Annotated in this window: 11 protein-coding genes; 4 read left to right on the top strand and 7 right to left on the bottom strand. The window is 68.9% G+C overall.

The window, feature by feature from the left end; genetic code table 11:
* Nucleotides 1-68: 68 nt before the first annotated feature.
* The 3 genes from DBV10_RS05830 to DBV10_RS05820 all read left to right on the top strand — a co-directional run bounded on the left by DBV10_RS05830 (nucleotide 69) and on the right by DBV10_RS05820 (nucleotide 2409).
* Entirely contained in the window at nucleotides 69-1301 is a 1233-nt protein-coding gene (locus DBV10_RS05830) for a Yip1 family protein (RefSeq protein WP_124511516.1), read from the top strand.
* 146 nt (nucleotides 1302-1447) lie between these two features.
* The gene (locus DBV10_RS05825; RefSeq protein ID WP_233589814.1) at nucleotides 1448-1993 is read left to right on the top strand and encodes a DUF4166 domain-containing protein; all 546 of its coding nucleotides are present in this window, start codon (nucleotides 1448-1450) and stop codon (nucleotides 1991-1993) included.
* The gene (locus tag DBV10_RS05820; protein ID WP_124511512.1) at nucleotides 1990-2409 is read left to right on the top strand and encodes a thiol-disulfide oxidoreductase DCC family protein; all 420 of its coding nucleotides are present in this window, start codon (nucleotides 1990-1992) and stop codon (nucleotides 2407-2409) included. The genes DBV10_RS05825 and DBV10_RS05820 overlap by 4 nt, the downstream gene beginning before the upstream one ends.
* Before the next feature lie 39 nt (nucleotides 2410-2448).
* Here DBV10_RS05820 and DBV10_RS05815 read toward each other — a convergent pair whose 3' ends face one another.
* The gene (locus tag DBV10_RS05815; RefSeq protein ID WP_124511510.1) at nucleotides 2449-3531 is read right to left on the bottom strand and encodes an ABC transporter ATP-binding protein; all 1083 of its coding nucleotides are present in this window, start codon (nucleotides 3529-3531) and stop codon (nucleotides 2449-2451) included.
* 118 nt (nucleotides 3532-3649) lie between these two features.
* Here DBV10_RS05815 and DBV10_RS05810 point away from each other — a divergent pair, with 118 nt between their 5' ends.
* Nucleotides 3650-5281, top strand: a complete 1632-nt coding sequence (locus tag DBV10_RS05810) for an iron ABC transporter permease (RefSeq protein WP_124511508.1) — start codon at nucleotides 3650-3652, stop codon at nucleotides 5279-5281.
* 105 nt (nucleotides 5282-5386) lie between these two features.
* Here the strand turns inward: DBV10_RS05810 and DBV10_RS05805 are convergent, their stop codons facing one another.
* The 6 genes from DBV10_RS05805 to DBV10_RS05780 all read right to left on the bottom strand — a co-directional run bounded on the left by DBV10_RS05805 (nucleotide 5387) and on the right by DBV10_RS05780 (nucleotide 12891).
* The gene (locus DBV10_RS05805; protein WP_124511506.1) at nucleotides 5387-5704 is read right to left on the bottom strand and encodes a hypothetical protein; all 318 of its coding nucleotides are present in this window, start codon (nucleotides 5702-5704) and stop codon (nucleotides 5387-5389) included.
* 114 nt (nucleotides 5705-5818) lie between these two features.
* Nucleotides 5819-7375 (bottom strand): PepSY-associated TM helix domain-containing protein, encoded by a 1557-nt coding sequence (locus DBV10_RS05800; RefSeq protein WP_199740047.1) that lies wholly within the window; start codon nucleotides 7373-7375, stop codon nucleotides 5819-5821.
* 28 nt (nucleotides 7376-7403) lie between these two features.
* Entirely contained in the window at nucleotides 7404-9629 is a 2226-nt protein-coding gene (locus tag DBV10_RS05795) for a TonB-dependent siderophore receptor (protein ID WP_199740046.1), read from the bottom strand.
* 141 nt (nucleotides 9630-9770) lie between these two features.
* Entirely contained in the window at nucleotides 9771-10130 is a 360-nt protein-coding gene (locus DBV10_RS05790; RefSeq protein ID WP_124511504.1) for a DUF2946 family protein, read from the bottom strand.
* Nucleotides 10131-10316: 186 nt separating this feature from the next.
* Entirely contained in the window at nucleotides 10317-11756 is a 1440-nt protein-coding gene (locus tag DBV10_RS05785) for an aldehyde dehydrogenase family protein (RefSeq protein WP_124511502.1), read from the bottom strand.
* 406 nt (nucleotides 11757-12162) lie between these two features.
* Nucleotides 12163-12891, bottom strand: a complete 729-nt coding sequence (locus DBV10_RS05780; RefSeq protein WP_124511501.1) for a FadR/GntR family transcriptional regulator — start codon at nucleotides 12889-12891, stop codon at nucleotides 12163-12165.
* Nucleotides 12892-12921 lie beyond the last annotated feature (30 nt).

The raw sequence follows: 12921 nt of genomic DNA, 5'->3' as shown, positions 1-12921 counted from the left end.
TCACGCTCCGCCTGAACGGATGGGATGCATCGAACGCGCATCCGTGTCCACACCGCCGGGAGGGCACCATGAACCTGATCGAACGCGCCAAGAGCATTCTTCTGCAACCCCAGGACACCTGGGCCACCATCGATGCCGAAAACACCGATGTGGCCACCCTGTTCACCCGCTACGCGATGATCCTGGCCGCCATCCCGGCGGTCTGCGGTTTCATCGGCATGTCGCTGATCGGCTTCGGGGGCTTTGGCGTCACCATCCGCGTGCCCTTGGTCTCGGGCCTGATGAACATGGTCGTCTCGTATGTGCTCAGCCTGGTCGGCATCTTCATGCTGGGCCTGATCATCGATGCGCTGGCGCCCACCTTCGGCGGCCAGAAGAACTCCATCCAGGCGCTGAAGGTGGCTGTCTATGCCAGCACCGCTGCTTTGCTGGGCGGCATCTTCAGCCTGCTGCCCTCGCTGGCCATGCTGGGGCTGCTGGCGGCGCTGTATTCCATCTACCTGCTCTACACCGGCCTGCCCGTGCTCATGCGCAGCGCGCCCGAGAAGTCGGTGGGCTACACGGTGGTGGTCATCATTGCCGCCATTGTGATGGGCGTCGTCATCGGTGCCGTCAGCGCGCTGTTCATGCCGCGCAGTGCTGCGTTGTTTGGTGGTGCGGGGGCTCCTGCGATCACCATGAACACGCCCGGCGGCAAGGTGTCCGTCGACATGGCCGGCCTGGAGGCCGCAGGCAAGAAGATGGAAGAAGCCGCCCGCAAGATGGAAGCGGCCCAGAAGAGCCAGGACCCCGCCGCCATCGCCGCCGCCACCGGCGACGCTGCCAAGGCCGCAGCGGGCCTGCTGGGTGGCGGCCAGGCCATTGCGGCGCAGGCGCTCAAGGCGGCCCTGCCCGAGAAGCTGGCGGGCCTGCCCCGCACCGGCTTTGACGTGCAGGACGGCGCGGCCCTGGGCTTGCCCACCAGCCAGGCCAGTGCGCAGTATGGCAACAATGACAAGCAACTGCGCCTGGAGATCGTGGACATTGGCGGCCTAGGCCAGATGGCGGCGATGGCCATGGGCATGGCCCAGGGCGAAAAAGAAGACCAGACCAGCGCCGAGAAGACCTGGCAAGAAGGTGGCCGCACGCTGCACACCCGCTACGAGAAGGACGGCAGCCATGCCGAGTTCAAGACCATCCTGAAGAACGGCCTGGTGGTCAGCATTGAAGGCGACAAGATCGGTGTGAAGGAGCTGCAGGGTCTGATGTCGCAGGTGGACCTCAACGGGCTGGAGAGCCTGCAGCGCAAGGGCAAGTCCTGAGCCCACAGGGGGCGGCGGTTTCGCTCTGGAAGGCCGACGGATGTCGGCCTTTTTCTTTGCTGCCTGTGGTCTCTGGCTGGGGTGGCGGGCGATAGACTGGCTTTGGCCATTCATCGCTCCTTATCTATCCCATGCCACCCCTGTCCTTGTACCAACGCGCCCTGGGCCCCGCCTACCAGCGGCTGGCGCCCGCGCTGGCACGGTTCCATCGCCTCTCGGGTCCGCACCGGCTGTCGGGCCAGGTGCAGGTCGAGGCGCCCGCCACCTGGCCGGGGCGTGTGCTGGCCTGGGCCCTGGGCGCGCCCCAGAGCGCGGCGCAAGGGGCCATCACCTTCGAGCTGGATGCGCGCCCCGAGGTCGAGCTGTGGACCCGCCGCTTTCCGGCACAAACCATGCAGTCCACCCTGCACGAGGCCGCAGGCCGGGTGGTGGAACACCTGGGGGCCGCGCGGCTGACCTTTGTGTTGCACGAGGCCGAAGGGCGGCTGGTGATGCAGTTGCAGCAGCTGCATTTCTGCGGCATTCCCTGCCCCGCGTGGCTGCGTCCGCAGGTGGTGGCCGAGGAAACCGGGGTGGGCGACGCGCTGCACTTTTGCGTGCGGGCCACCGTGCCCGGCGTGGGGCGGGTGGTCAGCTACCGGGGGCACCTGCTGGTGCCACCGGGGGCCACCGTGGCGGGGGCGCTCGCATGATCGTGGTGTTTGACGGCCAGTGCCTGCTCTGCAATGGTTGGGTGCAGTTTCTGCTGCGGCATGACCGCGCGCAGCGCATCCGGTTTGCGTCCATCCAGGGCGCTGCGGGGCAGCAATTGCTGGCGCAGGCGGGGCTCCAGGTCGAGGGGCTGCAGACCCTGCTGGTCATTGATGGCGATCGCAGCTGGCTGCACACCGCCGCCATCCTGCGCGTGCTGCATGCGCTGGGCGGGCCCTGGCGGCTGGCCTGGGTGGGCTGGCTGGTGCCGGCCCCGCTGCGCGATCTGCTGTACCGCTGGGTGGCGCGCAACCGCTACCGGATTTGGGGCCGCTCCAGCACCTGCATGCTGCCTGCGCCCGAGCATGCGGCGCGGTTTCTGGACCAGGAGCCACGCCCTGGGTTGCTTCAAAAATGATAGCTACTACCGCTTGATGGACAAGCAGCAGGCCCCCTTTTATCCCACTTCGGGTGCGGATTCCCGGGGGAAGGTGACCACATGGTCCACCTGGGCGCGGATGCCGATCCATTCGCCCAGCGCGTGGTCGTGGTGGCTGGGCACATGGGCCAGCAGGGTGTGGCCGCTGGCCAGGCGCAGGGTGTACAAAAACTCCGAACCCCGGAACGACTTGCGCACGATCTGCGCCTGCACGGGGGCTGCGTCGTCGTGCACGATGTCGTCGGCGCGCAGCAGCACATCGCAGTCGCCGCCGGGGTAGCTGCTGGGCAGCGGGCATTCGTCCAGGTCGGTCAGCGCGCCCAGGGGGGTTTGCGCCACCACGTTGTCGCCGCGCTGCTCCAGCGTGGCGGGGGCGAAAACGCCGTGGCCAATGAAGTCGGCCACAAAACGCGTGGCCGGGCGGTGGTAGAGCGTGTAGGCGTCATCCCACTGGTGCAGGTGGCCTTCGTGCATCACGCCGATCACGTCGCCAATCGCAAACGCCTCGAACTGGTCGTGCGTCACGAACAGGGCCGTGGCGCCTGCCGCCTTGAGGATGCCGCGCACCTCGTGCGCCAGGCGCTCGCGCAGGTCCACATCGAGGTTGGAAAACGGCTCGTCCAGCAGCATGAGCTGGGGGCGCGGCGCCAGCGCGCGCGCCAGGGCCACGCGCTGCTGCTGGCCGCCCGAGAGCTCGTGCGGGTAGCGGTGCTCGCTGCCTTCCAGGCCCACCAGCTGCAGCACCTCGGCCACGCGCGCAGCCTGCTCGGCCCGGGGCAGCTGGTGGATGCCAAACGCCACATTGCGGCCCACCGAAAGGTGCGGGAACAGTGCGTAGTCCTGGAACACCATGCCAATGCGCCGCTCTTCGGGTGGCACGCTCAGGTGGGCGCTGCTGACCAGGTGTTTGGTCAGGCGGATCTCGCCGCCGGTCACGGGCTCCAGCCCTGCCACCGCGCGCAGCAGCGTCGTCTTGCCGCAGCCCGAGGGGCCGATCAAGACCCCGATGTCACCGGCTTTCAGGCTGAGCGTGACGCCCTGGACGGCGGCTTGTGCGCGGCCTGCGTAGCGCACTTCGAGTTGGGAGACCTCAAGAAACATGCCTTGATTCTAGGCGGGCGGGGGCGAATGCTTAAAATTCGCATTTGCATTCCTGAGCGTTGTCGGGGCCGAGCCCGGCGGTGGGCGTGCGCTTCCTCCCTTTGCCGAGCCCATTGCCTTGCGCCGCACGCCTTTCGCCTTTCGCACCCTTCCCCTGATCCTGTTTGCAGGCTTTCTGGCCTTGCCCGTGCTGGCGGTGCTCGCCTCCTGGCTGCCGTGGTCGCCCACGGGGCAGGGCGATGCCCAGGCGGGCGCCATCCTGCGCGAGATGGCGGCCACCGTGCTGCCCGGCTATGTGTGGACCACCTTGCAGCTGAGCGTGCTGGTGGCCCTGGGCGCGGCCGTGGTGGGCACCCTGGCGGCCGCAGCCGTGACGCTGTTCGATTTTCCGGGCCGCCGCACCTTTGAATGGCTGCTGCTGCTGCCCCTGGCCATGCCCGCTTATGTGACGGCGTATGCGTACACCGATTTTCTGCAGTTCAGCGGCCCGCTGCAGGTGGGGCTGCGCAACACCTTGGGCCTCGAAGGCCGCCTGCTGCCCGAGGTGCGCAGCCTGGGCGGGGCCGTGTGGGTGTTCATCTTTTCGCTGTACCCCTATGTGTATTTGTTGGCGCGCACGGCCCTGGGTGAGCGCGCCGCGCACCTGATGGAGGCCGCGCGCCTGCTGGGTGCACCGTTGCCGCGCCGCATCCGCGCCGTGGCCCTGCCGCTGGCGCGCCCGGCGGTGGCGGCCGGCGTGGCGCTGGTGCTGATGGAGACCCTGGCCGACTTCGGCGTGGCCAGCTATTTCGGCATCCAGACCTTCACCACGGGCATCTACAAGGCCTGGCTCTCGATGGACAACCGCCTGGCGGCCGCGCAGCTGGCCACCATGCTGCTGGTGGTGGTGGTGGCGCTGCTGCACCTGGAGCAGCGTGCACAAAAGCGCATGCGTTTTGCCACCGGCGGCGGGCGCGCGGGCTCGGCCGAGGCGCAGCCGCTGGCGCTGCGGGGCGCGCGCCTCTGGGCCGCCTGGGCGGTGTGTGCGGTGCCGGTGCTCATGGGCTTTGTGGCGCCGGTGGTCTTCATGCTGCGCCCGCTGGCGGCCGACTGGTCGGTGCTGCCCTGGGAGCGGTTCATGGAATGGGCCTGGCACAGCGTGCGCCTGGGCGGCATCACCGCCGTGCTGGCCGTGGCCATTGCGCTGGCCCTGGCCTTTGCGGTGCGCCGCCAGCCCGATGCCGTGACGCGCGGCGTGGTGCAACTGGCCAGCGTGGGCTACGCCGTGCCGGGCGCCGTCATCGTGGTGGGCCTGCTGCTGCCCGTGGGCTGGCTGCAGGCGACGATGCCGCAATGGGGGGTGGGCGCGCTGGTCACGGCCACGGCGCTGGGCATTGTGTGGGCCTACCTGGTGCGTTTTTGTGCCGTGGCCCTGCAGTCCATGCAAAGCGGCTACGCGCGCATTCCGCTCAGCCTGGACGACTCGGCCCGCATGCTGGGCACGGGCAGTGCGGGCCTGCTGGCGCGCGTGCATTGGCCGCTGCTCAAGCGCTCCACCGCAGCGGCCGCGCTGCTGGTGTTTGTGGACGTGATGAAGGAGCTGCCCGCCACCATGGTGCTGCGCCCCTTCAACAGCGACACCCTGGCCGTGGTGGCCTACCAGCTCGCGCGCGACGAGCGCCTGGGCGAGGCCGCGCTGCCGTCCTTGGCGTTGGTGGCCGTGGGGCTGGTGCCGGTGATTCTGCTGAGCCGGACCTTGCGTAGCCGGTAGCGGGGTTGCCCTCTGCGCCCTGGGCGCGCCTTTGCGGTGGCGGGCGCAAAAAAACCGCCTTGCGGCGGCTGGGTGCGCAGGCGGCGGTGAATGCCGCTGCGGCGCTCACTCGCTCCAGTCGGAGTGCTTTTCGCACAGCCTGTTGGTGTCCTTGCCCTTGCGGGTCTCTGCGAACCGCACGAGATTGCCCTTGAAATCGTCGGGCGTCTCGTTCCACATGCAGGTGCACCAGGCCTGGGCTTTGGTCTGGCCGCGCACGGGGCTGGGTTCGTTGCCGCCTTCGTACAGGCGGTCGGCATACACCAGGCATTGCGCGTACTGAATGTCGCCTGCGGGGGGGCGGTTGTATCCGCCTTGGGCCAGGGCGGCTCCGCTGGCGACCAGGGCCAACAGGGCGGTGGTGAAGGTGAGGGTGGTTTTCATGGGGTGTTTTCAGGCCGGTGGGGGGGGCAAAGCCGTGACATCCAGGCAGTGCGCGAGGACCTCAGGCCAATTGAGTGTAGCGATTGGAAACATGTGCGGGAACCCTTTTTTGGCTCATGCGGCGCCGGACCGCGCGGGCCGCAACTTGGCTCCCAGCCTGCGCCAGCCCATCACCACCCCGCTCACGCTCAGCACCGCGCCGCCCAGGCTCAGCACGATGAGCAGCATGTCCCACAGCGGGCGGCGTTCCAGCAGCGGCAGCGCGTCCCAGCTGTGCAGCATCGCAAACAGCCAGCGGCTGGTACGGCGGTGGCTGTCGGTGTGGCCCAGCACGGCGCCGGTGTGGGGGTCGATGTGGACCCAGGTGGCATGCGGGTCGGCAAACACCACGCGCAGCGCGGGCAGGGGTTTTTCGCTGCCGCCTGTCATGGTGTGGGGGGTACGGTCGTAGTAGTGCAGGTCGTAGGCCGCCAGGGTCTCGGTGCGCGCCACGGCGTGGGGCAGCAGGCCCGCCGCGGCCTTGGCCACATGGCCGGCGGTCCAGGTGTGCGGTGCTGCCGTGGCGGCGTCGAGCAGCGCTGGGGCGCCTGTGGGGCTGTGCGCGAGCACCAGCGTGTGGCCTGCGGTGCGCACCCAGCGCAGCTCGCGCGTGTTGGGCGATGCGGCCGACAGCAGCGCCTGCACGGTGGCGGCCTGTGCGGGCAGCACCAGCGGGCCGCCGTGCATGGCTTCCAGGTGCAGCGGCGCGGCGCCGCTGTCAAAAATCTTCCAGGGGTTCATGGACATGAGGCCGCTGAAGACCCAGGTGAAGGTGGTGGCCGCGAACACCAGTCCGAACACATGGTGCCAGCGCATCACGAAGCCCCGGTAGGGCGTGCGCGCCCCGGTCTTGTACCGGCCCTTGAAGCGCCAGCGCAGCACACCCACCACCGTGCCGGTCAGCGCGAGTGCGATGCCTGCAATCGACAGACCGATGACGATGTCCGTCCAGTAGGCGTTGAACATATTGCCCCGCAAGGGGTACAGCCAGTGGATCCAGGCGCCCGCGTAGTTCCACACCCGTTCCTGCAGCGGCGCATCGCGCACCACCTCGCCGGTGGTGCCCGACACGTAGACGATGGTGCCCGCGCCGTCGCCCAGGTGCAGGCGGTGCAACGGTCGGTGCGCATCCAGGGCGCGTGAATGGGTGAAGGCGTCTTCGTCGATCGGGCCCTGGTACGCGATGGGCGGATCGGCGTCCTGCGCAAACGCGCGGGCCGATGCGATGGCCCGTTCTGCGTCCACGCGCTGCAGCCGCTCGCCTTGGACGGCGTCGATGACAACAGCCGCAGGTGCCCTGCGTGGGCGCGGGGCTGCGTCCCCTGACGGTGCTGCGGGCACGGCCAGGTACACGGCTCGCCCCCCGCTGGCCACCGCCAGCCGCAGGTCCTGCAGTGGGCCCGCAAGGCCGGCGTGCTGCAGGGCCTCGGCGGGCTCCAGCAGGCGCTCGGGCCCTTGCGTGGCGGGGCGCAGCGGCGGCAGATGGGCCAGGCGCTCGGCCGGGGTGAGCTTGGGGTAGCCCACGTACATCATCACCACGCCCGAGAGGAACCACATGGCAAAAAAGGCGCACAGCAGCACGCCCAGCCAGCGGTGGACGAGGTACAGCCAGCGTTTGGCGTGTGGCAGCATGGCGAGCAGGCTCCGGCCGGTGGGTCGATCAGAACGCGGTGTGCAGCGTCACGTCCAGCGTGCGTGGGGCGCCCAGGTAGACCTGGTCGCGCGTCTCGGCCGCGTAGATGCGGTCGGTGGCGTTGCGCACGCGGGTGGTGAGGGTGGTCGTTTGGTTGACCTTCCAGGCCAGGCCCAGGTCCAGCAGCGTGTACGACGGCCAGAACTTGGTGTTGGCCGCGTTGCCATAGACCTTGCCCACGTGCCGCACACCCGCGCTGGCCGTGACGGTGGGCGTGATCGCATACGAGGCCCACAGGTTGGCCACCTGCTGCGGCACCAGCTGCGGCACGTTGCCTGCGCGCGAGACGCCGCCCTGCACAAAGTTCTCATAGCGTGCGCGGATCAGCGACAGGTTGCCCTGCAGCTGCCACTGTGGCGTGGGGCGGATGCCGGCCGACAGCTCGATGCCCTTGGACGATTGCTCGCCCACCAGCACCGTGAGGTTGGGGTTGGACGGGTCTTGTGACGCGATGTTCTTGCGGCGAATGTCAAACACCGCCACCGTGGCGCTGCCCTTGCCGTCCCAGAAGTCGAACTTGCTGCCCACCTCGACCTGGCGGCCCGTGGTCAGGTCGCTGTTGTTGCGCACGTCGGCAAACGAGGCCGAGGCCAGCGAGCCCGATGGCGGGTCGGCCGCGTTGGAGGCCTGCGCATACAGGTTGGCGCCGGGCGCAATGTCCCACACCACGCCCAGGCGGCCGGTGGTGGGGTGGTAGCTGCGGCTGAAGGTGGCGGGCGCGGTGGCCGTGATGGCACGGCGGTTCACCAGGTCCAGGTCAATGCGCTCGTGCCGCAGCGCGGTGACCAGGTTCACGCCCGGCACCACGGCCGTGCGGTTTTCCAGGTACAGCGCAGTGTTGCGGATCTTGTTGTTCTTGTCCGGGTTCCACACGGGCGCCATGCCCGGGATGTCGAAGAAGTTTTCGGTGGAGAAGTTGTAGGGATTGACCGTGCTTACAGTGGCGGAGGACGACAGCGGGAAGCGCGTCTGCCTGTTCACGCTCACATCCAGGCCAAAGGCCCAGTCGCTCTTGCGGCCTGCCAGCTGGCCCTGGTAGGTGCCTTCGAGCCGGTTGCCCACCAGTTGCTGGTCGTGGCGCTGCAACAGCGGGGATGCGCGCGTGACCGCCGTGTTGGCCGTGTTGAAGGTGTAGACCTCCACGTTGCGGTAGTCGCGCAGCGCGTCGTAGGCGTACAGCGTGTTCCTGAGCTGCAGCGCGTCGGACACGCGCCACTGCGCCACCGAGCGCAACCACTGCACGCGGTGCTCGTACATGCCGTCGGCGCTGTTGTAGTTTTGGAAGCGCGTGGCCGGGTCGATGGTCAGCGCGCCCACGGCGGGGTTGAGCACCGGCGTGCCCCAGTAGGGGCGGTCCACATGGTCCTTCTGGACCTCGTAGGCCAGGGTGTGGCTGAAGCCGCCACCCAGGTCCGACAGCAGCGAGGTCGCCAGTTGGGTGGACTGCGTTTTGGTGCCCTCGGTCCAGCTGCCTGCGTTGCGGTGGTTGAGGTCGATGCGCGCATAGTGCGCCGGGGCCGCACTGCCGTCGCCGCCCGCAATGCGGCGGTTCAGGCCCACGGACATTTCCTTCAGGTCGTAGGCGCCCAGGCGCAGCTGGCCTTCGGCAAAGTTGCTGCGCTCGGCCGTCTTGGTGATGTAGTTGATCGAGCCGCCCACGCCGCCCGAGCCATACAGAAAGCTCGACGCCCCGCCAATGGCCTCGACGCGGTCGTAGATCCAGCTATCGACCGCGCGTGTGGCGCTGCCGTACTGCGGGTTGATGCCGTTGTAGAGCTGCGCCACCGAGTTGGACGTGAAGCCCCGGTAGTGCGCGGCCATCGAACCCGGCGCGTTGTGCGCCACCACGCCGGGCACGGCGCGCAGGATTTCCTGCGTGTCCTGCGCACCGCGTGCGTCGATGGTGGCGCGGTCCACCACCGTGACGGAGGCCGGGTTCTCGCGCGCCGTCAGGCCCAGGCGGCTGCCGGTGTCCACGGGGGTGTCCAGGCTCAGCTTGCCGTTGGGCGATGCAGCGGCGTCCACCACATCCACGGCCTGCAGCGTGGGGGCGGTGCTTGTGGGCTGTGCATGGGCGACCACCGAAGACAGGGCACAGGTGGCAAGAACGCCCAGGCACAGAGGGGAAAGAGGCAGGCGCGGAAAGGCCGCAGCGCCGCGCGAAGAAGCAGAGGAGGAGGAGGAACGGGACATGGAAACGCTCTTGTCTTGAAGCGACAGCGCAGCCAGGCCCGCGTGGAGAACACGCAGGGCGGCGCTGTCTTGAAACCAGCGGAAAAAGGAAACGCGCAGCACCCGCCCTCCAGGTTTCGGGCGCTGCGAACAGGCTTCAGATCAAGAGCGGGATGGCGGGCCGCGCGCCGGCAGCGGGGCGGCAGTGGCGGCCGCAATGCGGGCGGCCTCGACGGGCTGCAGCGCATGGGCCAGGGGATGGGTGGGCAGTGTGGCGGCTACCGGCGTGGGCGGCGGCGCGCTGGGGGTCGAGCACAAGGGGCAGTCCATGCCCATGGCGCCCATTTCCACGGTGCCGTCGTCGGTCTGCACCAGCAGCTTGATGGCGCCCGTGCCCGAGCAGATCACCTCGAACGATTGCGGGTGCACCAGCGGTGATGCAATGGCCACCGCCATCGACGCCACGAACCATGCGAGCACCCACAGGCGCAGCGCAGAGAAGGTTCGTCGGGGGGCGGTCATGGGGCGCGATGATAGCGCGCAAGGCGCGTGCCGCGCCCCACGGGCGGCTTGGGCCGCCTGCGGACGCGGGCGGGTGTTCGCCTTGTTTGCGCTCCATCAAGCCGGTGGCCGGGGCCGTGGTGGGCCGATGGTGCGATGGGGGCGCCGCCGGGCGGGGCGTTCATCCGCGCCCGGGGTGCCATCGCATCAGGCTTGCGTGTAGGCGGTCTTCACCGTGGTGTAGAACTCGGCGGCATAGCGGCCTTGCTCGCGCGGGCCGTAGCTGCTGCTCTTGCGGCCGCCGAACGGCACGTGGTAGTCCACGCCGGCCGTGGGCAGGTTCACCATCACCATGCCGGCCTGGGCGTGGCGCTTGAAATGCGTGGCGTGCTTGAGGCTGGTGGTGGCGATGCCGCTGGCCAGGCCGAAGGGCGTGTCGTTGGCCAGGGCCAGCGCTTCCTCGTAGTTCTTGGCGCGCTGCACGCTCACCACGGGGCCGAAGATTTCTTCGCGGTTGATGCGCATGCCGGGCGTGGTCTCGGTGAACAGGGCGGGGCGCAGGTAGTAGCCGGGGGCGCCGTCGGCGTTCTTTTCCAGCGCTTCGCCGCCAAAGGCGAGTTTGGCGCCTTCCTGCTGGCCGATACCGATGTACTCCAGGTCCTGCGCCAACTGGCGGTCGTCCACCACGGGGCCGATGTCGGTGCCGGCCTTGCGTGCGTCGTCCACCTTCAGGGTCTTCATCTTCTCGACCATGGCGGCCACGAAGCGGTCGTGGATGCCTTCGGTCACGATCACGCGGCTGCTGGCCGTGCAGCGCTGGCCGGTGGAGAAGAAGCCGCTGTTCACGGCAGCGCCCACGGCCACGGCCAGGTCGGCATCGTCCAGCACCACGAACGGGTTCTTGCCGCCCATCTCCAGCTGCACCTTGGCGCCGCGCGGCACGCAGGCAGCGGCCACGCGCTGGCCCGTGCCCACCGACCCGGTGAAGCTTACGCCCGCGATGCGCTCGTCCTCCAGCAGCACCTGGCCCACGTCCGAGCCGCGGCCCATCACCAGATTGAACACGCCGGCCGGCAGGCCCGCGCGGTGCAGGATGTCGGCCAGCGCCCAGGCAGAGCCGGGCACCACCTCGGCGGGCTTGAACACCACGCAATTGCCATAGGCCAGGGCCGGCGCGATCTTCCAGGCCGGGATGGCGATGGGGAAGTTCCACGGCGTGATGATGCCGATGGTGCCCAGCGGCTCGCGCGTGATCTCGATGCCCACGCCGGGGCGCACCGAGGGCAGCACCTCGCCGCCCGGGCGCAGCGCCTCGCCGGCGAAGAATTTGAAGATGGCGGCCGCGCGGCCCACTTCGCCAATCGCCTCGGGCAGGGTCTTGCCCTCTTCGCGGGCCAGCAGGTCGCCGAGTTCGGCCTTGCGCGCGATGATTTCGTTGCCCACGGCGTCCAGAATGTCAAAGCGCTGCTGGGGGGTGGACAGGCTCCAGGCCGGGAAGGCCGCGTGCGCAGCGGCCACGGCCGTCAGCGCCTGCTCGCGGCTCGCCACGGCGTAGTCGCCGATCACGTCGCGCGTGTCCGAAGGGTTGGTGTTGCGGTAGCTGCGGACGCCTTCGGTCCAGGTTCCGTCGATCAGGTTTGCGTGCATGGTGGTAGGCCGGGTTGAAAAGAAGAGGAGAGGAAAACGGTGTCAGGGTGGGGGGGGCTCCCGGCGCGCAGAGTCCGCTGCGCTGGCTGGGGTCACGGTGGCAATAAATGTAGTAAACACTGAACGATAACCTCCCGAAGCCATTGCCTGCAAGCCTTTGCGGGCTGCGTCGGGATCAGATCGCGCGGGAGCGGCCAAGCCTTCTGTTCATCTGGAACGGGGGCTCAAGGCGTATGCCCGATCACGCTGCGGCTGGGGTTTGTTGTATGTCATCGTACAACAATTGCCGGTATTGTGCATGGCGGTTTCTACGGATGGCAGAGGGTGCCAGCCAGACCGTCGTCCCGTGGCTTGGCGGGGAGGGGCGGCGCGGTGGCGCCGTTGGGTGGGGTGCGCGCCTCGCGCCTCAGCCCGCCTCGGCCTGGGCGCGGCGGCGGCGCTCGCGGCTGTTGGCCAGGTGGGTGCGCATGGCGGCGCGGGCGGCATCGGGGTCCTGGCCCACGATGGCGTCGTAGATGCTTTCGTGCTCGCCGTTCACGCGGCGCAGGTACTGGCGCAGGTCATCGTGGGGGCCTTCGCCGGTGTCCAGGCGGGCGCGCGGAATGATCATGCTGCCCAGCGTGCCCATCAGCTCCGCAAAGTGGCTGTTCTGCGTGGCGCGCGCGATTTCGAGGTGGAACTGGAAGTCCGAGGCCACGGCATCGCGCCCCTCGTCCACGGCCTTGGTCACGGCGTCCAGCGCCACGCGCATGGCGGCGATGTTGGCGTCGGTGCGGCGCTGCGCGGCCAGGGCTGCGGCTTCGGTCTCCACGCCGATGCGCAACTCCAGCACCGCGATCACGTCGCGCAGGGTGCTGAACTGGTCGGGGGTGATCTTGAAGCCCGGCGCCTGGCCCAGGCCCAGCACGAAGGTGCCGATGCCGTGGCGCGTCTCCACCAGTCCCGAGGCCTGCAGCTTGGAGATGGCCTCGCGCACCACGGTGCGGCTCACCTCGAACTCGGCCATGATCGCCGCCTCGGTGGGCAGCTTGTCGCCCAGCGCCAGCCGGCCATCGCGGATGCGGTCGCCCAGGGATTCAACCAGTTCCAGGGCCAGGGTGCGGGGCTTGCGGCGAAGGGCGATGGCGGTGTTCATTTCTTGGTGTTATCCCTATGTATCGAAGGG

This window comes from Acidovorax sp. FJL06, from assembly GCF_003852545.1.
Lineage (GTDB): Bacteria > Pseudomonadota > Gammaproteobacteria > Burkholderiales > Burkholderiaceae_C > Acidovorax.
This window is presented reverse-complemented; position numbering and strand designations above follow the sequence as displayed.